The sequence below is a fragment of the Lysobacter sp. yr284 genome, assembly GCF_900107375.1.
Classification (GTDB): Bacteria; Pseudomonadota; Gammaproteobacteria; order Xanthomonadales; family Xanthomonadaceae; genus Lysobacter.
The window spans coordinates 438,005-457,391 of record NZ_FNPT01000001.1 but is presented as its reverse complement, the minus strand read 5'-3'; the positions used below and the strand labels follow the sequence as shown (position 1 = coordinate 457,391).

At 73.4% G+C, this 19,387-nt stretch carries 14 protein-coding genes; 2 read left to right on the top strand and 12 right to left on the bottom strand.

Features of this window, described 5'->3' with window-relative positions:
• Nucleotides 1-7 precede the first annotated feature (7 nt).
• From BLV01_RS01785 to BLV01_RS01745, 9 genes are all read right to left on the bottom strand, one after another.
• Nucleotides 8-1,348, bottom strand: coding sequence for a sensor histidine kinase (locus BLV01_RS01785; protein ID WP_091793510.1), 1,341 nt, complete (start codon nt 1,346-1,348; stop codon nt 8-10).
• Nucleotides 1,345-2,085, bottom strand: coding sequence for a response regulator (locus tag BLV01_RS01780; RefSeq protein WP_091793509.1), 741 nt, complete (start codon nt 2,083-2,085; stop codon nt 1,345-1,347). The genes BLV01_RS01785 and BLV01_RS01780 overlap by 4 nt, the downstream gene beginning before the upstream one ends.
• 176 nt (nt 2,086-2,261) lie before the next feature.
• Nucleotides 2,262-2,834, bottom strand: a complete 573-nt coding sequence (locus BLV01_RS01775) for a thioredoxin family protein (protein ID WP_091793508.1) — start codon at nt 2,832-2,834, stop codon at nt 2,262-2,264.
• 36 nt (nt 2,835-2,870) lie between these two features.
• Nucleotides 2,871-3,515 (bottom strand): ferric reductase-like transmembrane domain-containing protein, encoded by a 645-nt coding sequence (locus BLV01_RS01770; protein ID WP_091793507.1) that lies wholly within the window; start codon nt 3,513-3,515, stop codon nt 2,871-2,873.
• A complete protein-coding gene (locus BLV01_RS01765) occupies nt 3,512-4,297 on the bottom strand; it encodes an HvfC family RiPP maturation protein (RefSeq protein ID WP_091793506.1) in 786 nt (261 codons plus the stop codon). The genes BLV01_RS01770 and BLV01_RS01765 overlap by 4 nt, the downstream gene beginning before the upstream one ends.
• Nucleotides 4,290-5,159, bottom strand: a complete 870-nt coding sequence (locus BLV01_RS01760) for an HvfB family MNIO-type RiPP peptide maturase (protein WP_091793505.1) — start codon at nt 5,157-5,159, stop codon at nt 4,290-4,292. The genes BLV01_RS01765 and BLV01_RS01760 overlap by 8 nt, the downstream gene beginning before the upstream one ends.
• 99 nt (nt 5,160-5,258) lie before the next feature.
• Nucleotides 5,259-5,675 carry an EF-hand domain-containing protein gene (locus BLV01_RS01755; protein ID WP_091793504.1) on the bottom strand — a complete coding sequence of 139 codons (417 nt, stop codon included), beginning with the start codon at nt 5,673-5,675 and terminating at the stop codon, nt 5,259-5,261.
• Between the two features lie 87 nt (nt 5,676-5,762).
• Nucleotides 5,763-6,443, bottom strand: a complete 681-nt coding sequence (locus BLV01_RS01750) for an HvfX family Cu-binding RiPP maturation protein (protein ID WP_091793503.1) — start codon at nt 6,441-6,443, stop codon at nt 5,763-5,765.
• Between the two features lie 257 nt (nt 6,444-6,700).
• Nucleotides 6,701-7,078, bottom strand: coding sequence for a winged helix-turn-helix transcriptional regulator (locus BLV01_RS01745; RefSeq protein WP_091793502.1), 378 nt, complete (start codon nt 7,076-7,078; stop codon nt 6,701-6,703).
• 124 nt (nt 7,079-7,202) lie between these two features.
• Between BLV01_RS01745 and BLV01_RS01740 the strand changes: the two genes are divergently transcribed.
• Nucleotides 7,203-7,805 carry an FMN-dependent NADH-azoreductase gene (locus tag BLV01_RS01740; protein ID WP_091793501.1) on the top strand — a complete coding sequence of 201 codons (603 nt, stop codon included), beginning with the start codon at nt 7,203-7,205 and terminating at the stop codon, nt 7,803-7,805.
• Between the two features lie 15 nt (nt 7,806-7,820).
• Here the strand turns inward: BLV01_RS01740 and BLV01_RS01735 are convergent, their stop codons facing one another.
• A complete protein-coding gene (locus BLV01_RS01735; RefSeq protein WP_091793500.1) occupies nt 7,821-8,438 on the bottom strand; it encodes a LysE family transporter in 618 nt (205 codons plus the stop codon).
• Nucleotides 8,439-8,507: 69 nt separating this feature from the next.
• Here BLV01_RS01735 and BLV01_RS01730 point away from each other — a divergent pair, with 69 nt between their 5' ends.
• Complete coding sequence (locus tag BLV01_RS01730; RefSeq protein WP_091793499.1) at nt 8,508-9,437, top strand: LysR substrate-binding domain-containing protein; 930 nt, start codon at nt 8,508-8,510, stop codon at nt 9,435-9,437.
• Between the two features lie 58 nt (nt 9,438-9,495).
• On the opposite strand, the gene BLV01_RS01725 is transcribed toward BLV01_RS01730, so the two are convergent.
• Together BLV01_RS01725 and BLV01_RS01720 are read right to left on the bottom strand one after the other, a co-directional pair.
• Entirely contained in the window at nt 9,496-14,166 is a 4,671-nt protein-coding gene (locus BLV01_RS01725) for a non-ribosomal peptide synthetase (RefSeq protein ID WP_091793498.1), read from the bottom strand.
• Between the two features lie 66 nt (nt 14,167-14,232).
• A complete protein-coding gene (locus tag BLV01_RS01720) occupies nt 14,233-19,347 on the bottom strand; it encodes a non-ribosomal peptide synthetase (protein WP_091793497.1) in 5,115 nt (1,704 codons plus the stop codon).
• Nucleotides 19,348-19,387: the final 40 nt, after the last annotated feature.

Below are 19,387 nucleotides of genomic sequence, written 5' to 3'. Positions count from 1 at the left end.
GGGACCCTCAGTCGCGCCCCTGCGCCGGCAACCACAACGCCGCGCGCAACCCGCCGCCTTCGCGCTGCGACAGGCTCAGCCGCCCGCCCAGCGACAGCGCCAGTTGCTGGGCGATGGCCAGGCCCAGCCCGGTGCCGCCGGTGTCGCGATTGCGCGAAGCCTCCAGCCGATAGAACGGCTGCATCACCGCATCGAGTTCTTCGACCGGAATCCCCGGCCCGCGGTCCAGCACTTCGATCAGGAAACCATCGTCCGCGTCGCGCGAAACCTGCACTTCGGCGGCGCCGGCGTACTTCACCGCGTTGTCGATGAGGTTGGTGGCGACGCGCCGCAGCGCGTGCGCGCGGGTCACCAGCGCGGCATCGGCGCGGCCGCTCAGGGATACGGCTTTGCCGGTGTCCTGGTAGTCGCAGACCAGGCTGTCGAGGAAGGCGTCTAGATCGAGCTTGATCGCGCTTTCGGCGTTGCCGTGGGCGCTGCGGGCGTAGGCGATGCCTTCGCGCACCAGGTGCTGGATCTGTTCGAGGTCTTCGAGCAGGCGGGTGCGTTCGGGCGAGTCGTCCATCGCTTCGGTGCGCAGGCGCATGCGGGTGATCGGGGTCTGCAGGTCGTGCGAGATCGCGGCGAGGATCTGCAGGCGTTCGCGCAGGTAGGCGCCGATGCGGTCCTGCATGGCGTTGAATGCGGCCGCGGCCTGGGCCACTTCGGTCGGGCCGGTCTCGCCCAGGCGCTTGCCGTCGCCGGCCGGGCTCAGCGCCTGCGCGGCCTGGGCCAGCCGTTCGAGCGGGCGCGCGGCCTGGCGCACGGCCAGCCACGCGCACAGCAGCAGCAAGGCCAACTGCGCGGCGAGCACGTACGGCAGCCATTGCGCGATCGGCATGGTTGAGGGGATCACTTCGATCGTCAGCGGCCGGCCGTCGCTGAGGGTCAGGTGGATCTGGAAGCGCTCGGGCCGGGTGCCGACGGTTTGCGCGCGCAGCGGGTAGCGGGCGCCGAGGGCGCCGCCGACCATGCCGACGATGTCTTGGGCGCGCGCGCTGAGCTGCGGCCGGCCGGGTTCGCCCGGGCCGAGCAGATAGTGATAGGTGCGGCGCTTGAACTGCGGCAGCCACTGCGCGCGCTCGTCCGCGGGCAGGCGGTCGATCACCGCGACCGCGGTACGCACGTCGAGCTCGAGGTTGCCGAGCATCATCGAGGTCGCGGTGACGTAGCGTTCGTAGAACAGCAGCGAGAACGACAGCGCGTGCGCCAACGCCAGCCCGGCGAACAGGATCAGGTACAGGCGCGAGGCCATGCTGCGCGGCAGCCAGCCGCGCTTGCGCTTTTCGGCGGGGGCGGCGGCGGTCATGCGTCTTCGCCGACCAGGGTGACCGCTTGCGAGAACACATAGCCCTCGCTGCGCACGGTCTTGATGTAGCTCTGGTCGCGCGCGTCGTCCTGCAGGCGCTGGCGCAGGCGGCTGACCAGCAGGTCGATGGAGCGGTCGAAGTGTTCGGCGTCGCGGCCCTGGGTGAGGTTGAGCAACTGGTCGCGGCTGAGCACGCGCTGGGGATGGTCGAGGAACACCCGCAGCAGGCGGAACTCGGCGCCGCTGAGCGCGATGGCGGTGCCGTCGCGATCGAGCAGGTGGCGCGCGGTGGTGTCCAGGCGCCAGCTTCCGAACGCGATCAACCGCGTCGCCTCGCTGACCCGCAGGTTCGGCGGCAGCATGCGCGTGCGCCGGATCACCGCATTGATCCGCGCCAGCAACTCGCGCGGCGCGAACGGCTTGGCCAGGTAGTCGTCGGCGCCCATTTCCAGGCCGACGATGCGGTCGGTGGCGTCGTCGCGCGCGGTCAGCATCAGCACCGGGATCGCCTTGTGCGGGCCGGCGCGCAGGTTGCGGCACAGCACCAGGCCGTCGTCGCCGGGCAGCATCAGGTCGAGCACGATCAGGTCGATGTCCTGCGCTTCCAGCGCCGCGCGCATCTCGCGGCCGTCGGCGGCGGTGCTGGCGCGCAGGCCGTTCTTGCGCAGGTAGTCGGCGACCATGTCGCGGATGTCGCGGTCGTCGTCGACGATCAGGATGTGGTCGCTGGGTTTCATGGCCGGTCCAGGGGGCGGTGCGTGGCGATTATGCACGGGGCGGTGGAGGCAGGTGGGTGGGGCGTGCGAATCCAGGTGGCGTGGGGATTGATTTCCTCATTCCGGCTTTGCCGCAATGAAGGCGTCAAAGACGAGGGCGAGGGAGCGACGCGGGCGCCATTGGCCGGGCCCGCGGCTCAACGCTGCGCCAGCAGTTCGCGGATCATCGCCTCGGTCTGCTCGTAGTCGCCCTCGCCGTAGTGGCGGTAGACGATGCGCCCGTCGCGGTCGATCAGGTACAGCGCCGGCCAGAAGCGGTTGCCGTAGGCGTTCCAGGTGGCGTAGTCGTTGTCCTGCGCGACCGGATACTCGATGCCCAGGCGCTTCACCGCGCTCTGGACGTTGCCGGTGAGATGCTCGTAGTCGTATTCGGGCGTATGCACGCCGACCACGGCCAGGCCTTGGTCGCGGTAGCGCGCATGCCAACGGTTGATGTGCGGCTGCACGTGCAGGCAGTTGATGCAGGCGTAGGTCCAGAACTCCACCAGCACCACCTGGCCGCGCAACTGGCTCATGCGCAGCGGCGGGCTGTTGATCCAGCGGTGGATGCCCTGGAAGTCGGGCGCCGGCGGCGCCGGCTGGCGCGCGGTGGGCTGCACGGGTTCGGCCTGGGCGCCGGGCGTGCAGGCGACCGCGCCCAGGCACAGGCCCAGGGCGAGCAGCAGCGATTTGATCGCGAACGGCGGTTGCGGCAAGGCGGTGCGGGACATGGTCTGGACTCCGGGGCGTAGCGGCGGGGGGAGGGCTCAGGACGAACGCAGCGCAGCGGTTTGCGCGGCGGCGCGGCGGCGGCGCTTGCCCGCCTGGGCGAGCTTGCCGAGCACGCGGATCGCGACCGCCGCCGCCAGCAGCGCGAACGGCAGCGCATACGCCGGGCTCATCGCAATGCGCTTGAAATAGGACAGCGCGAACACCGCGGCCAGCACCCACATGCCGGCGGTGTGCAGGCGCTTCCACGCGGTCGCGCTCATGCGCCGCGCGACCGGCTTGAACGAAGTGATCGTCATCGCCATCAGGAACAGGTAGCCGAGCGTGCCCGGCACATTGGCCAGGCCGGTACGGCTGGGCCAGAACTCCGGCGCCAGGCGGCCGTAGGCGTAGATGACGATGGCGTGGACCAGGTGCGAGAACGCGAACCCCAGGCCGAGGTAGCGGCGTTCGCGCAACAGCGCGGCGCTGGCCGGCCCCGGCAGCAGGACGGCGAAGGCCGAAGCGGTGAAGACCAGCAGGAACAGCGCGAACGAACTGCGCGCGGTGGCGCGCACCGCGCTGTGCACGCCTTCGACGAGGTCGGCCTGCGCGGCGATGGTCAGCCCGGTCATGGCGAGCACGGCGACGGCGATCAGGCCAAGCAGCGGCCAGCCGCTGAAGGTGGGACGGGACGCGATCATGGGCGGCTCCTGGCGATGGCGGGTGGCGGCGAAGCGGCGTCGGCGACGGTGCCGAGCACCACGCCCTGGTCGCGCCATTGCGCGAGCGCGGCGCGGCCTTCGGCGAACAAGGACTCGGCCGGCGCGCCGGCTTCGGCGGCGAGCGCGCGCAGGTGGTCGGCGCCGCTGCGCGATTGCGCGCGCACTGCGGCGAGCAGGCGATACGACAGCGGCGTCAAGCGGGCGAAACGCACATCGCCGTCGCGGTCGCGATGCACCAGCAGCAAACTCGGCGAAGCCGGCGCGCGGCGCGGGCGCAGTTCGGGGCCGATCTCGTGCACCGGCCAGCGGTAGGCCAGCGACCACGCCCACGGCGCGATCAGCGGCACGCCGTCGAGCAGGTCGCCGTCGGCGCAATGCGCGGGCGCGGCGTCGTCGCAGGCCAGCAGCGCGGCCTCGGCCCACTCGTAGTGCGCCAGTTCGGCCAGCCACGGCGCGCCACGCACGCGGCCGCGCGGGCGCTGCAGGAATTCGACGAACTCGCCGCCGACCTGCGGGAACAACGGCGTCGCGCAGCGGTGCGCGGCGTAGAAGCGGCGCACCAGCGCGCGCCATTCGGCCTCGCCCAGGGTCGCCCGCACGACCGGGAAGCCGCCCGCGAGCAGGCCTTCGATCGAACCGAACAGCAGTTCGCGGTAGACCCGCAGGCGGCGTTCCTCGATGCCGGGCGGCGGCGGGTAGCGGTTGGGATCGCGCAGGTGCCGGGTCAAGGCGAACTGCTGGCGGCGCAGGCGCTCAGACATGGGCCGGCTCCAGGTGTTCGATGGCGGGCGCGGCTGTGCGCACGGCGGCTGCCTGCAGCGAACGGATCCGTTCGACTTCCGCGAGCAACTCGGCCAGCGGCGGGAAACCGAAGTCGCGTTCCAGCAGGGTCGGGCGCACGCCGAAGCGCGAGTACGCTTCGGCCAGCAGGTCCCACACGTCGTCGCGCACCGGCGCGCCGTGGGTGTCGATCTTCAGCCCGCCCTCGTCGTCGTAATGGCCGGCGATGTGCATCGAGGCGATGCGCGCGGCCGGCAGCCGGGCCAGGAAATCGCGTGCGTCGTAGCCGTGGTTGTGGGCGTTGACGTAGAGGTTGTTGAGGTCGAGCAGCAGGTCGCAATCGGCCTCGGCCAGCACGGCGAGGATGAAGTCGGCCTCGGCCAGCGCCTGGTGCGGCGCGGCGTAGTAGGAAACGTTCTCCACCGCGATGCGGCGGCCCAGCGCATCCTGGGCCTGGCGGATGCGCGCGGCGACGTGGCCCACGGCCTCTTCGGTGAACGGGATCGGCAGCAGGTCGTAGAGATGGCCGTCGTCGCTGCAGTAGCTCAGGTGCTCGCTGTACAGCGCGACATCGAAGCGGTCGAGGAAGCCGCGCGTGCGCCGCAGCAGTTCCAGGTCGAGCGGCGCGGTGCCGCCCAGCGACAGCGACAGGCCGTGGCCGCTGAGCGGGAAGCGCGCGGCCAGCTGCGCCAGCGCGGCGCCGTTGCGGCCGCCGACGCCGATCCAGTTGTCGGGCGCGCATTCGAGGAAATCGACCGCGCCGGCGTCCATCGCCAGCAGTTGCGGAATCAGGGCGCGGCGCAGGCCGAGGCCGGCGCGCGGCGATGGGGCGGATGCGGTCATGGCGGCGTTCTCGCGAAGACAAAGCGCCCCTTCCCCGGGGAGGGAAGGGAAGGGGCGAACCGGCTCAGGCGGCCGGGTGGATGGATCGAAGGCCGGCGCTCAGCGCTTGCCGCCGCACTTGCCCTCGCCGCACTTGCCTTCGCCGACCGGCTTGCCGGCGGCCTTGCGCGCGGCCTTCACCGAGTCGAGCGCCTCCGGCAGCGAGATCGCGCCGTCGTGGTTCTTGTCGATGCCGTCGAACTCGGCGGCGCGGTCGGGCGCGCGGGCGACGAACTCCTCGCGCGAGACCTTGCCGTCGTGGTTGGCGTCGGTCTTGGCGAAGCTTTCTTCGCCGCACTTGCCCTCGCCGCACTTGCCTTCGGCGGTCTTGGCGGCGTGGCCGGCGGAGACCAGATACCCCTGCGCCAGCGGCTGCGAAGCGAAAGCCTGGCCGGCCAGCAACAGGCCGCCGCCGAGGGCGACGCCGAGCAGGCCGAGGGTGCGGGCGGGACGGGCGGTGGTGTGGTTGCGCGACATGGTGTGACTCCTGGGAAGGTGCGGACGAGCCGCGGGGAAGCGCGCCGCGGTAGCGGCGCGGAAGCGAATGAGGAAGAAGGCGCCGGATCAGCCGCGCAGCGCGACGGCGTGGCGCAGCGAAGGCGCGCGCCGCAGCGTCGCGGCCAGCGCCAGGGTTGCGGCCAGGGCGATCAGCGCGCCGCCGAACCACGGCAGCAGCAAGGCGCTGGGCAGGCCGAAGCCGAGCGCGACCAGCGCCCAGGTGCGGCCGTCGGCGACGGCGTCGGGCGAAGCGCTGCGGACGTAGCGGGCGATGGCGTGGTCCAGGCTGAGCCGGCCGCCGCCGCGCAGCGCCAGCGGCAGCAGCATCACCAGATAGATCAGCGGCAGCTTGTAGTTGCCGTGGCCCTGGTCGCTGATCGCATAGCCCTGCCACAGCTCGGTCAGGCTCGACCACTGTTCGGGCCAGTGCACGGCGTGGATCGCGACCACGGTCAGCACCCACAGCGCGAACGCGGCGTAGCGTGTGCCCAGGCCGAGCAGCAGCGCGGCGCCGCCGATCAGTTCCAGCCAGGTCGCGGCGAACCAGGACGCATCGGCGCCGAGCAACGAGAACGGCCAGGGAAACTTGTCGCCGAGTTCGGCGAACCAGTTCGCGCCGTGGAGCTTCTCCAGGCCCGACTCGATGAATTCCCAGGCCAGCAACGCGCGCAGCGCGGCCGGCGCGACCCAGGCGCCGACCGAATCGACGCGCGAGAACAAGGGGGTGGAGGCGGGGGACGGCTGCATGGTTCGCTCCTGGAAATGGCGCCCGGTGGGTGTGGCGCTATTTCGCAGCGATGCGGTATCGGCAGCGTGTCGGGGAAGGCGGGGTTTTGTCGCCTAATGTGGCGTGGGAGCGGGCGGATACATTGGGATACAAATATCGCCGGCGCAGTGGCCCGGCTCTTGTGGCAAGGCCTTCAGGCCCGATGTTCCTGTTTCAGATCGAGGCGGCCTGCACGAAGGGCATCGGGCCTGAAGGCGCTCCTACGACAGCGCAAGGCTCAAGCGGCCGCGTCGGTGTCGCGGCCGGCCGCGCCGCGCTGGCGCGACCAGGCGAAGATCGCCTCGAACACCGGCCGCAGCCGGCGCGCGTCCTCGGTGATCTCGTATTCCACCCGCGGCGGGATTTCGGGATACACCGTTCTGCGCACCATGCCGTCGGCCTCCAGCTCGCGCAACTGCTGGGTCAGCATGTGCTGGGTGACACCGGGAATCGCGCGCTTGAGTTCGTTGAAGCGATGCAGGCGCCGGCTCAGCAACCACAGGATTTCCAGCTTCCATTTGCCCGCGAACGCGGAGAACGCGGCGCGGATTTCGGCATGGCCTTCTTCGGCGCGGTCGGCGTGGGCGGTGCAGGTGTCGTCAGTATGGTCGGGCATACCTAGTCCGGAAAATCATCCTTCTTGTGAGGATCACTATACGCCAATAGATTTCACGGCAAGCGAGAAACGCCTGCATTTGCAGGGGTTTTCGCGGCCCATTCCCCTATCAGGCGACCCGTCCATGAACATCCTGCACATCGATTCGAGCATCCTCGGGGACCAGTCGGTCAGCCGCAAGCTGTCGGCGGCGATCGCGTCCAAGCTGCGCGCGTTGGCGCCCGGCGCGAACGTGGTCTACCGCGATCTCAACCGCGAGCCGCTGCCGGCGCTGACCACCGCCAACGCCGCGGCCCTGGATCCGGCCGCGCCGGCCGACAGCGACGAGGTGCGCGCGCTCAACGCGGCGCTGGCGCAGGTGCTGGCCGCCGACGCCATCGTCGTCGGCGCGCCGATGTACAACTTCAGCGTGCCCGCGCCGCTCAAGGCCTGGCTCGATGCGCTGGCGGTGCCCGGCAAGACCTTCGGCTACGAGAACGGCGCGCCCAAGGGCCTGCTCGGCGCCAAGCGCGTCATCGTCGCCTCCAGCCGCGGCGGCGTGTACGCGCCGCAGACGCCGATGGCGGCGCTGGAGCACCACGAGAACTACCTGCGCGCGTTCTTCGGTTTCCTCGGCGTGACCCAGCTGGAGTTCGTGCGCGCCGAAGGCCTGAAGATGGGCCCCGAGCAAGCGCAGCGCGCAGTCGCCGACGCGCTGGAGCAGGTCGAGCAACTGCGCGCCGCGTAAGCCGGTGCGGCGGGCTCAGCGCCGCAGCGCCGAGCCCGCCAACAACGCGCCGAAGCCGACCAGCAGCGCGCCGAACGCGCGATCGATGGCGATGCGCCAGCGCAGCAGCCGCGCGCGCACCGCGCCCTGCGAGAACAGCAGCGCGACCAGGGCGAACCAGAGCAGGTGAGCGCCGGAGACGAACGCGCCGTAGCCGAGCTTGCTCGCCAACGGCGTCTGCGGCCCGACCGCTTGCAGGAACAGGCTGACCACGAACACCGTGCACTTGGGATTGAGCGCATTGGTCAGGAAGCCGGCGCGCAGGGCGGCGAAGTCGCCGCGCGCGACCGGCGCATCCGCCGCCGGCGCGGTGTCCGCGCGCGAGCGCAGCATCTTCGCGCCGAGCCAGACCAGGTACAGCGCGCCGAGCAGCTTGAGCGCGGCGTAGAGCTGGATCGACTCGCGGATCAGCAGCCCGACCCCGAGCAGGGTGTAGCCCACATGCACCCATACGCCCAGCGCGATCCCCAGCGCGGTCAGCACGCCGGCGCGGCGCGACTGCAGCAGACTGTTGCGCGAGACCATCGCGAAGTCGGGGCCGGGGCTGATCACCGCCAGCGTGGTGATGGTGACTATGGCTAACAGTTCCTGCATGGGCGGCGCGGTCCCGAAGATCGGTATTCGGTGGTTAAATTAGCCGCAGGTCCCTTGAGGCGGCAAACGATGAATTCTCACCAAAATGGTGAGCTGGACTCACCATCGGCGCGGCCGACACGGACCGCGCTGCCGCCGTTGGGGGCGCTGCGCTGCTTCGAGGCGGCCGCGCGCCTGGGCAGCTTCACCCGCGCCGCGCAGGAACTGCACCTGACCCATGGCGCGATCAGCCGCGCGGTGCGTTCGATCGAGGACGCGCTCGGCGTGGCGCTGTTCGAGCGGCGCAGCCAGCGCGTGCACCTGACCGCGGCCGGCGAGCGCCTGCGCGACGCCGCCGCGGCCGCGTTCGACCTGCTCGGCGCGACCGTGCGCGAGTTGCGCGCGCCGCAGCGCAAGCCGGCGCTGGTGCTCTCGTGCGAGCCGAGCTTGTTGATGCGCTGGCTGATCCCGCGGCTGCCGGCGCTGCAGGCCGCGCATCCGCACATCGCCCTGCAACTGGTCGCCGGCGGCGGCCCGGTCGGTTTCGACGCGGTCGACCTGGCGATCCGCCGCAACGACTTCGCCTGGGGGCGCGAGGTGCATGCGACCCATCTGTTCGACGAGCGCATCGGCCCGGTGTGCAGTCCGGCCTGGCGCGACGCGCAGGTCGGCGGCGCCGGCCGCGGCGCGCGGCTGGCGCCCGATGCCTGCCTGTTGCACAGCGCGACCCGGCCCGGCGCCTGGCGCGATTGGGCGCGCGCGGCGCGGCGGCGCTTGCCGCCGCAGGCCGCCGGGCAGCGCTTCGAACATTTCTATTTCAGCCTGCAGGCCGCGGCGGCCGGGGTCGGCGCGGCGATCGGCCCGTGGCAGCTGGTGCGCGACGAGATCGAATCCGGGGTGCTGGCGGCGCCGTTCGGCTTCGTCGCCGACGGCAGCGGGTACTACCTGTTGTCGCCGCAGCCGGCGCGCGCGGGTACGCCGGCGGCGCTGCTGGCGGCGTGGTTGCGCGCGCAGGCCTGAGCGCGGCGGCCGCGCGGCGGCGGGCGCCGCCGGCGCGGCGCCGCCCGCTCGCGCGGCGTCATCCAGCGCGCAATCCCGCCAGCGCGCGGTTGCGGCGTTCGACATAGGCGCGCAGCAGCGCGTCGTCGAGCGGCGGGCAACGCTGCGCGCCGATGCGCTCGCTGACCGCGTTGCCGATCGTCGCTTCGCCGAAGGCATCGGCGAGGCTCGGGTCGTCGGCGAGGTCGGCCGGCAAGATCGCGGCGACATCGGCGCTGGCCGGGTCGGCCGCGCACAGCGCGCGCCAGTCGCGATAGGCCAGGCGCCGCACCTTCGCGCCGGCGCTGGCGGCGATGGCGTCGGTCAGCCGGCGCAGCGGGAACGACTGCGGATGGATCAGGTTGTGGCTGCATCCGTCGCCATCGGCGCGCAGCGACAGTTCGACGATGAACGCGCTCATCCAGTCCACCGGCATCCAGTTCAGCGTTTCCTCCAGTTCCGGAACGCAGCGGTGGCGCAGGCAGGCATCGACGAACAGGCTCCAGGTGTCGCGGTCGTTGCTGGCCGCGCTGCGGCTGTCGCCGCTGATGTGGGTCGGGCGGTACACCGCGAACGGCAGGCCGTGCGCGCCGGCCGCGCGCAACGACTGCTCGGCGACCCATTTGCTCTGCGCATAGCCGGTCAGCAGGCCCTGCCAGCGCGCGAACAGGGTTTCTTCGTCGAGCCGTCCGGCGATGGCGGGATCGCGCGGCGGCAGGGTCGCGACGGTGGAGACGTAGTGCACGCGGCTGGGCGCGCCGCGCGCGGCCAGGCGCAGTATTTCCAGGGTGCCGAGCACGTTCGCCGGCTTGAGCGTGCGGTACGGATGCAGCGAGTGGACCCAGGCGCCGTTGTGGTAGATGGCGTCCAGGCGTTCGCCGAGCGCGTCGAAGCGCGCCGGCGCCAGGCCGAGCGCGGGCGCGGTGAGGTCGCCGGGTTCGATCTCGACGCGTTCGAGGTCGCAGTCGCGTTCGATGCCGTACGCGGCGAGCGCAGCGCGCATCCGGGCGCGGCCTTGGCCGGGGTCGTCGCAACGCAGCAGGCAATGCACGCGTGCGGGCGTGCGGCGCAACAGGTCGCGCAGCAGATAGGCGCCGAGGAAGCCGTTGGCGCCGGTCAGCAGCACACGCTGCGGCAGCGCCGCCGTGCGGTCGCGGGCGGCGCGGCGTGCTGGGTCGAGCGAGGCGGCATGCAGCGCTGTCATCACGTCGTCAGGCAGGCGCGCTTCGGCAGGCAGGTCGAGCGCGGCCGGCGTTGCGGCAGCGGCGGCCGGCGCCAGCAGCGCGGCCATCTCGCTCAGCAGCGGGCGCGCGAACACTTCGCGCACCGGCACCGGTGCGCCCGCGCGCCGGCCCAACTGCGCCGCCAGCCGCGCGGCCAGCAGCGAGTGGCCGCCGAGTTCGAAGAAGTGATCGTCGCGGCCGATGGTTTCGACGCCGGACAGGCCGAGCAGCTCGCGCCAGATCGCGGCCAGTTCGGTCTCGACGCCGGGCCGCGGCGGCGCATCGCTGCGCCGGGCCAGGTCGCTGCCGTCCGGCGCCGGTAACGCTTCGCGGTCGAGCTTGCCGTTGGGCGTCAGCGGCAGGCGCGGCAGCGCGACGAAGGCCGACGGCCGCAGGTAGTCGGGCAGCGACGCGGCCGCGGCGGCGCGCAGCTGCGCGGCGAGTTGCGCGTGCGGAAGCGCCGGATCGGCGGCGACCACGTAGGCGACCAGGCGGGTGTCGCCGGGCCGGTCCTCGCGCGCGATCACCGCGACTTCGGCCACCTCCGGATGCGCGGCCAGGCGCGCCTCGATCTCGCCGGGCTCGACCCGGAAGCCGCGGATCTTGATCTGGCGGTCGTTGCGGCCGAGGAACAGCAGCCGGCCGTCGGCTTGATAGCGGGCGAGATCGCCGGTGCGGTACATGCGCGGCGGCGCGTCGTCGCCGTCGGCCGGCGCGAGGAAGGGATCGGCGAGGAAGCGTTCGGCGCTGAGCCTGGGCTGGTTGCGATAACCGTGCGCGACCGCGGCGCCGCCGACGTACAGCTCGCCCGCCGCGCCCAGCGGCACCGGCCGGCGCTGCGGATCGAGCAGATACGCGCGGGCGCCGTCGATCGGATGGCCGATCGGCGCCAGCTCCGGCCACGACTGCGGCGGCCCGTCCAGGGTCAGCGCGGTGGCGACATGGGTTTCGCTGGGGCCGTAGTGGTTGTGCAGGCGGCAATGCGGCAGCCGCGCGAACATGCGCCGGATCTGCGGGGTGATGCGCAGCGCTTCGCCGGCTACGGCGACCTCGCGCAGGTGCGCGTCGAGCGCGCGCGCCTGCGCGTCGTCGCAGCCGGCGACGGTCTCGGCCAGTCCCTGCAAGGCGATGTAGGGCAGGTGCAGGCGCTGCACGCGGTGTTCGCACAAGTGCACGAGCAGCGCCGGGAAGTCGAAGCGCAGCGGCGCATCGACCAGCACCAGGGTGCCGCCCTGGCCGAGGCAGCCGAAGATTTCCTGGAACGCCACGTCGAAACCGAGCGCGGCGTATTGCAGCGTGGTCTGCGCGGCCGGCAGGGTGCGCGCCTGCCAGTGCAACAGGTTGAGCAGCGGCCGGTGCGGCATCAGCACGCCCTTGGGCGCGCCGGTCGAACCGGAGGTGTAGATCAGGTAGGCCGGCGCGTCGGGATCGTCGCGCGACGGATCGGCGCTGCCGTCGGAATCGTCGCCGCCGCAGGCGCTGCCGTCGTTGACGGCGCCTTGCACATCGGGGCCAACGGGTTCGACGCCGTCGGGCGCGGCGCCGCGCGTCGGCGCGGCCTCGTCGTCCGGATCGAGCGCAGGCGGCAGCGGCGCGCCGCACTCGGCCAGCGCGGCGCGGCCGGCGGCGTCGGCCAGCAGCACCGTCGCCGCTGCGTCTGCGAGGATCTGGCCCAGGCGCGCCGCCGGGTAGTCCGGATCCAGCGGCAGGTAGGCGCCGCCGGCCTTGAGCGTGGCGAGCATCGCCACCACCGGGCCGATGCCGCGCTGCAGGCACAGCGCGACGATGCCGCCGCGGCGCAGGCCCGCCGCGCGCAGGCGCGCGGCCAGCCGGTCCGCGGCGCGGTCGAGTTCGGCGTAGCGCCAGCGGCGCTCGCCGTGCGCCACCGCGATCGCCGCCGGTGTCGCCCGCGCCTGCCGCTCGAACGCGCGGTGCGCGGCTTCCTGCAGCGGCCGTGGCGCATCGCCTGGGTGGAAGCCGCGCAGTTGCAGTTCGCGTTCGTCCGCATCGACCAGTTCGACCTCGCCCGGCGCGCGCCCGGCGTCGGCGATCAGCGCCCGCAACATGGTCCGCAGGTAGCCGACCTGGCGCAGCATCGTCGCCTCGTCGAACAGCGCGGTGCTGTAGTACAAGGTCCCGCCGATGCCGTCGGCGTCTTCGTGCAGATGCAGTTCCAGGTCGAACTTGAGCGTGTCGGTGTGCAGCCGCGGCGGATCCGCGCGCAGGCCGTCGAACGCGAACGCCGGCGGCGCGTTGCTCTGCCAGGCCAGCAGCGCCTGGAACAGCGGGGTGGCGTCGAGCCGGCGCTGCGGCTGCAGCCGCTCGACCACGCGCTCGAACGGCAGTTCCTGGCGGTCCTGCGCTTCCAGCGCGGCGTCGCGGGCGCGTTCGAGCAGCGCGCCCAGGCTGGCCGCGGCGGCCACGTCGACGCGCAGCGCCAGGGTGTTGACGAAAAAGCCGATCAAGGGCTGCAGCAAGGCATGGCCGCGGTTGGCGGCGGGCGTGCCGATCACCACCTCGTCCTGGCCCGACAGCCGCGCCAGCACCGCGGCCCAGGCCGCCAGCACGGTCATGAAGGCGCTGGCGCCGTGGCCGCGGGCGACGCGCTTGAGCGCGGCGGTGTCGTGCGCGTCGATGCACACCGGCACGGTCGCGGCGGCGAAGGATTGCTGCGGCGGACGCGGCCGGTCGCTCGGCAGTTCCAGCCGCGGCGGCGCGCCGTGCAGGCGCTGCTGCCAGTAATCGGCCTGCGCGCGCAGCCGCGCGCTGGCGCAGACACGCTCCTGCCAGGCGGCGTAGTCGGGATACTGCAGCGCCAGCGGCGGCAGCGGATCGGCGGCGAAGGCGCGGCCGCTGAAGGCGCGGCCGGTGAAGGCGTTGTAGAGCGCGCTGAGCTCGCGCGCCAGCACTTCCAGCGACCAGCCGTCGCAGACGATGTGGTGCTGGGTCAGCAGCAGCTCGTAGTCGTCTTCGTCCAGGCGCAGCAGGCGCGCGCGCACCAGCGGGCCGGCGGCGAGGTCGAACGGTGCGTGCAGTTCCTCGGCCGTCAGCGCGGCGCGCGCGGCGTCGCGGTCGCCGGTATCGCGCAGGTCGTACTCGCGCAACGGCAGGCCGTGCGCGGGCGGCAGCAGGCGCGCGCAGGGCTCGCCGTCGCGCGCGGGAAACACGCTGCGCAGGGCCTGATGGCGGGCGAACAGCGCGTCGAGCGCGCGCGCCAGCGCGGCGCGGTCGAGCGCACCGCGCAGGCGCACCGCCAGCGGCACGTGATAGGTCGCGCTGACGCCTTCCAGCTGGGCCAGGAACCACAGCCGCTGCTGCGCCGGCGACAGCGGCAGGTCGGCCTCGGGCGCCGGCGCGCGCGGCGCCAGCGGCGGTTCGTCGTCGTCGGCCGGCGCGACCGCGGCCAGGCCGAGTTCGCGGCGCAGGCCGCGCAGGCGCGCGGTTTCGGCCGGGTCGAGCCGGCCGAGCAGGGACTTGATCGAATTCATGGCGGCGCTCCGGTTCGATTCCGTTCGGCGGTGGGGCGATTCATCGGCGGTCTCCATCGCGGCGCGTCACTCGGGTTCCTGCAGCGCCGCGGCCAGCACCGCTTCGGCGAAGCCGGCCAGGCGCGGGCGGCGGAACAGCAACGACGGCGCCACGGCGACGTCGAGTTCCTCGCGCAGCCGCGCCAGCAGGCGCATCGCCAGCAGCGAATGGCCGCCGAGTTCGAAGAAGTCGTCGTCGCGGCCGATCCGCTCGGCCGCCAGCAGTTCCTGCCACCACTGCGCGAGCAGGGTTTCCAGTTCGCCTTGCGGCGGCGCGTAGTCGCCGCGCGCGAACGCGCCGCCGTCGGGCGCGGGCAGCGCGCGCCGTTCGAGCTTGCCGCCGGCGTTGAGCGGCAGCGCTGGCAGCGGCACGTACGCGGCCGGCAGCATGTAGTCGGGCAGGCGTTCGGCCAGGTGCGCGCGCAGCGCGGCGGCGAAGGATTCCCCGGCGCGCTCGCGATCCGCCGCGGCGACGACATACGCGACCAGGCGCGGCTGCCCAGGTTCGTCCTCGCGCAGCAGCACCGCGGCTTCGCGCACCGCCGGATGCTCGCGCAGGCGGGCTTCAATCTCGCCCAGCTCGATACGATAGCCGCGCAGCTTGACCTGGCCGTCGTCGCGGCCGAGGAACAGCAGCTCGCCGTCTTCGCGGTAACGCACCGTGTCGCCGCTACGGTACATGCGCGCGTGCGGGCGCGGATCGAAGGGGTCGGGGAAATAGCGTTCGGCGTCGAGCGCGGCGAGGCCCAGGTAGCCGCGCGCGACCCCGGCGCCGCCGAGATAAAGCTCGCCCGGGGCGCCCAGCGGCAGCGGCCGGCGCTGAGCGTCGAGCACGTACGCGCGGGTGTTGGCGAGCGGGCGGCCGATAGGCGCAGGCGCGTCGCCCGGCCACTGCGGCGGCGGCTCCCAGGCGGTGGCCAGCACGGTGGTTTCGGTCGGGCCGTACACGTGCACCGGGCGCGCGCCGCCGCGCTGCAGCGCGCGCAGCAACGCCGGCGGCACCGCTTCGCCGCCGACCAGCAACACCGGCGGGGCGTGGAAGCGCGGCAAGGCCTCGCGTCCTTGCAGGAACGCCGGCGGCAGGTAGCTCAGGCCGATGCGCTCGCGCGCGATCCACGCCAGGTAGGCGCCGGCGTCGGCGCGTTCGCTGTCGCCGGGGACGCACAGCGCGGCGCCGCGGCTCAGGCTCAGGCCGATCTCGATCAGGCTGGCGTCGAAGCTCAGCGATGCGAACTGGGCGATGCGGCTGTGCGCATCGATACCGAAGCGCTCGGCCTGGCTGTGCGCGAACTGGACCAACTGGCGATGCTCGACCATCACCCCCTTGGGATCGCCGGTGGAGCCGGAGGTGTAGACGATGTAGGCCAGGCGCTGCGGCCCCAGGCCCGCGGGCTGCGGCGCGGTGTCGGCGCAGCCTTCGACCAGGGCGGGGTCGTCGAGCGCTAACAGCGGCCAGGCGGCTTGCGCGCCGGCCGCGGCGAGGGCGCGGCGGCCGGCGTCGTCGGCCAGTACGCAGACCGGCGCGGCGTCGGCGAGCACGCGGGCGAAGCGCGCCGAGGCGTGGGCCGGATCCAGCGGCACGTAGGCGCCGCCGGCCTTGAGCACGGCCAGGATCGCGACGATCGCATCGGCGCCGCGCTGCGCGCACAGCGCCACACGGCGGTCGGGGCCGACGCCGGCTGCGATCAGCCGATGGGCGAGGCGGTTGGCGGCGGCATCGAGCGCGGCGTAGCTCCAGCGCGCGCCGGCGTGTTCGAGCGCGACCGCCTCGGGCGCGCGCCGGGCTTGCTGCTCGAACAGGTGATGGAAGCAGGCCTCGCGCGGGTAGTCGGCGTCGGTGCGGTTCCAGTCGTGCAACAGTCGCCGGCGCTCGTCGGCGCCGATCAGGTCGAAGCCGGCGACCGGGCCGGGCGCGTCCTCGGCCAGCGCCCGCAGGGCGGCGAGCAGGTAGCCGCGATGGCGTTCGATCGCGGCCGGCTCGAACAGCGCGGTGGCGTAGCGCAGGCCGCCGACCAAAGCGCCGGCGCGTTCGCCCAGTTGCAGTTCCAGGTCGAACTTGGCGCCGCGCAGCGGCAGCTCCAGCGCCTGCGCGTCCACGCTGGGCAGGTCGAAGGCGAGATCGTCCTCGCCCTGCCAGGCCAGCATCGCCTGGAACAGCGGGGTGCGGTCGGCGCGGCGCGGCGGGTTCAGCGCTTCGACCACGCGCTCGAACGGCAGCGCGTGGTCTTGCGCGTCGAGCGCGCTGCGGCGCGCGCGCGCGATCAGTTCGTCGGCGTCGGGCTCGCCGGACAGGTCGATGCGCAGCGCCAAGGTGTCGACGAAGAAGCCGATCAGCGCCTCGCTGCCGGCCCACTCACGTTGCGCGTCGGGCGCGCCGACGACCACTTCGCGCTGTCCGGACAGGCGCGAGAGCACGATCGCCCACGCCGCCAGCACCAGCGCGAACAGACTGGTGCCGTGGCGGCGCGCGCGCCGGCGCAAGGCGTCGGCCAGCGCCGGTTCCACCCGCAACGGCAGCAGCGCGCCGTCGAAGCTCTGCTGCGGCGGGCGCGGCTGCCGCAGCGGCAAGTCCAGCAACGCCGGTGCGTCGGCCAGCGCGCTGCGCCAGTACCGTTGCCGCGCCTGCGCCGCCTCGCCTTCGTCGAGCCGGCGTTGCTGCCAGGCGGCGTAGTCGGGGAACTGCCACGGCAGCGGCGGCAGCGGGTCGGGCCGGCCCTGGGCGAACGCGGCGTACAGCGCGCCGAGTTCGCGCGCCAGCGGCCGCAGCGATTCGCCGTCGGCGACCAGGTGATGCAGGGTCAGCAGCAGGTGGAATTCGTCGGCGCCGCTGCGCGCCAGCAGCGCGCGCGCCGGCGGGCCGCGTTGCAGGTCGAAGGCGGCCTCGGCCTCGCGCTGCAGCGCCTCGTGCAGGGCCGCGTCGCCGGCGCCGCGCAGGTCGCATTCGCGAAACGCGAACGGCTCGGTGTCGGGCGCCAACTGCAGGCGCGGTTCGCCGCCGACGGCGACGAAGCGCGAGCGCAGGCTGGCATGGCGCGCCGACAGCGCATCCAGTGCGGCGCGCAGCGCGGCGACATCGAGCGCGCCGCGCAGCCGCAGCGGCAATGCGATGTGGTACGCGCTGCCGATGCCGTCGAACTGGCTGAGGAACCACAGCCGGCGCTGGGTCGAGGACAGCGTCGCGGCGGCGACGCCGGCGCCGGCCTGCGGCGGTTCCGCCGCCGCGGCGGCGGCGCCGCGCAGCGCGTCGAGCGCGGCGGCCTGCGCGGCCAGGGTCGGGTGCTGCCAGATCGCGCTGACCGGCAACTCCACCCGCCACTGCCGGCGCAGGCGGCCGAGCAGGCGCGCGGCGCTGAGCGAATGCCCGCCGAGCGCGAAGAAATCGTCGTCGCGGCCGATGCGCTCGCGGCCGAGCAACTCCTGCCACAGCCGGGCCAGTTCGGTCTCGCTGCCGGGCTGCGGCGCGCGGTAGTCGCGGCGGCCGTAGGCGTCGTCGTCGGGCGGCGGCAGCGCGGCGCGGTCGAGCTTGCCGTGGGCGCTGCGCGGCAGCGCGGCGACCACGACGATCGCGGCCGGGCGCAGCGGCTCGGGCAGGCGCTCGCGCAGATGCTCGCGCAAGGCCGCGGCGAAGTCGGCGCGGTCGTCGTCGGCGGCCGCGGGCGCGGCATAAGCGACCAGTTCCAGCGCGCCGTCCGCGCCTGCGCGCGCGAGCGCCGCGGCTTCGCGCACGCGCGGATGCGCGGCCAGTTGCGCGGCGATCTCGCCCGGCTCGACCCGGAACCCGCGGATCTTGACCTGTTCGTCGTTGCGGCCGAGGAACTCCAGTGCGCCGCCGGGCAGGCGGCGGACCAGATCGCCGCTGCGGTACATGCGCGCGCCCGGCCGCGGGTCGAACGGGTCGGCGGGGAAACGTTGTGCGGTCAGTGCGTCCTGGTGCAGATAGCCCAGCGCCGGCGCGGCGCCGCCGATCCACAGTTCGCCGTTGTCGCCGTCGGCCACCGGCTGCTGCTGCGGGTCGAGCAGGTACAGCCGCACGCCGTCGACGGCGCGGCCGATCGGTACGTGCGCGGGCGCGTCGGCGACCGCTTGCGCGCCGCCGGGACCGAGCACGTGCGCGCTGACCACGTGGGTCTCGGTCGGGCCGTAGTGGTTGTGCAGGCGGGTCGCCGGCAGGCGCGCGAACATCGCGCGGATGGCCGGGGTCAGCCGCAGTTGCTCGCCGGCGACGACCACCTCGGCGAGGCGTTCGCGCAGGCCAGCGACGGTGGCGTCGTCGGCGTCGGCCAGCGCGTCGGCCAGCGCGCTCAGCGCCAGGTAGGGCAGGTGCAGGCGCTGGATCCGGCGCTCGTACAGGGCGCGCGCTAGCGCGGCGAAATCGTGGCGCAGCGCGGGTTCGGCGACGACCACGGTCGCGCCGGCGCACAGCGCGCCGAAGATTTCCTGGAACGCGACATCGAAGCCGAGCGCAGCGAACTGCAGGGTGCGTTGGCCGGCGCCGAACTGGCCGCGCTGCCAGCGCAGCAGGTTCAGCAGCGGCGCGTGCGCCATCGCCACGCCCTTGGGGCGGCCGGTCGAGCCGGAGGTGTAGATCACATAGGCCGGGCGCTGCGGGTCGTCGCTGCGCGCCTGCGCGGCGACGCAGTCGCCCGCGGCGGGCTGCGTATCCGGCTCGGACTCGGTGCAGTCGTCCAGGGCGATGCACGCCGGCGCGTCGTCGTCGCGCGCATCGTCCAGGCCCAGCGCGCGTCGTCCGGCCGCGTCGTACAGGCGCGCGGCGGGCGCGGCGTCGTCGAGCAGCAAGCGCAGCCGCGCGCGCGGATATTCGGGATCCAGCGGCAGATAGGCGGCATCGGCCTTGAGCGTGGCCAGCATCGCCACGATCGGCGCGAATCCGCGTTCGGCGCAGATCGCGACGCGGTCGCCGGCGCCGACGCCGAGCGCGCGCAGGCGCCGCGCCAGCCGCTCGGCGCAGGCGTCGAGGGCGGCGTAGCTCAGCGTGCGTCCGGCATGTTCCAGCGCGGGCGCGTGCGGCGCGCGCCGCGCCTGGCGTTCGAACAGCGCGTGCACGCCGCCGCAGTCGGCCGGATCGTCGTGGCCGGCGTCGGTGGGCGCCGGAGTCGGGTGGTTCGTACGGATCTCGTCCATGGTCTCGTCACGATGGGGGAGGGGATTCGGGGCGCGGCGC

Bases quoted from the DNA above. Each gene is read 5' to 3' on its own strand.
- BLV01_RS01785 (WP_091793510.1), bottom strand. From the start codon at position 1,348: ATGACCGCCGCCGCCCCCGCCGAAAAGCGCAAGCGCGGCTGGCTGCCG.
- BLV01_RS01780 (WP_091793509.1), bottom strand. From the start codon at position 2,085: ATGAAACCCAGCGACCACATCCTGATCGTCGACGACGACCGCGACATC.
- BLV01_RS01775 (WP_091793508.1), bottom strand. From the start codon at position 2,834: ATGTCCCGCACCGCCTTGCCGCAACCGCCGTTCGCGATCAAATCGCTG.
- BLV01_RS01770 (WP_091793507.1), bottom strand. From the start codon at position 3,515: ATGATCGCGTCCCGTCCCACCTTCAGCGGCTGGCCGCTGCTTGGCCTG.
- BLV01_RS01765 (WP_091793506.1), bottom strand. From the start codon at position 4,297: ATGTCTGAGCGCCTGCGCCGCCAGCAGTTCGCCTTGACCCGGCACCTG.
- BLV01_RS01760 (WP_091793505.1), bottom strand. From the start codon at position 5,159: ATGACCGCATCCGCCCCATCGCCGCGCGCCGGCCTCGGCCTGCGCCGC.
- BLV01_RS01755 (WP_091793504.1), bottom strand. From the start codon at position 5,675: ATGTCGCGCAACCACACCACCGCCCGTCCCGCCCGCACCCTCGGCCTG.
- BLV01_RS01750 (WP_091793503.1), bottom strand. From the start codon at position 6,443: ATGCAGCCGTCCCCCGCCTCCACCCCCTTGTTCTCGCGCGTCGATTCG.
- BLV01_RS01745 (WP_091793502.1), bottom strand. From the start codon at position 7,078: ATGCCCGACCATACTGACGACACCTGCACCGCCCACGCCGACCGCGCC.
- BLV01_RS01740 (WP_091793501.1), top strand. From the start codon at position 7,203: ATGAACATCCTGCACATCGATTCGAGCATCCTCGGGGACCAGTCGGTC.
- BLV01_RS01735 (WP_091793500.1), bottom strand. From the start codon at position 8,438: ATGCAGGAACTGTTAGCCATAGTCACCATCACCACGCTGGCGGTGATC.
- BLV01_RS01730 (WP_091793499.1), top strand. From the start codon at position 8,508: ATGAATTCTCACCAAAATGGTGAGCTGGACTCACCATCGGCGCGGCCG.
- BLV01_RS01725 (WP_091793498.1), bottom strand. From the start codon at position 14,166: ATGAATTCGATCAAGTCCCTGCTCGGCCGGCTCGACCCGGCCGAAACC.
- BLV01_RS01720 (WP_091793497.1), bottom strand. From the start codon at position 19,347: ATGGACGAGATCCGTACGAACCACCCGACTCCGGCGCCCACCGACGCC.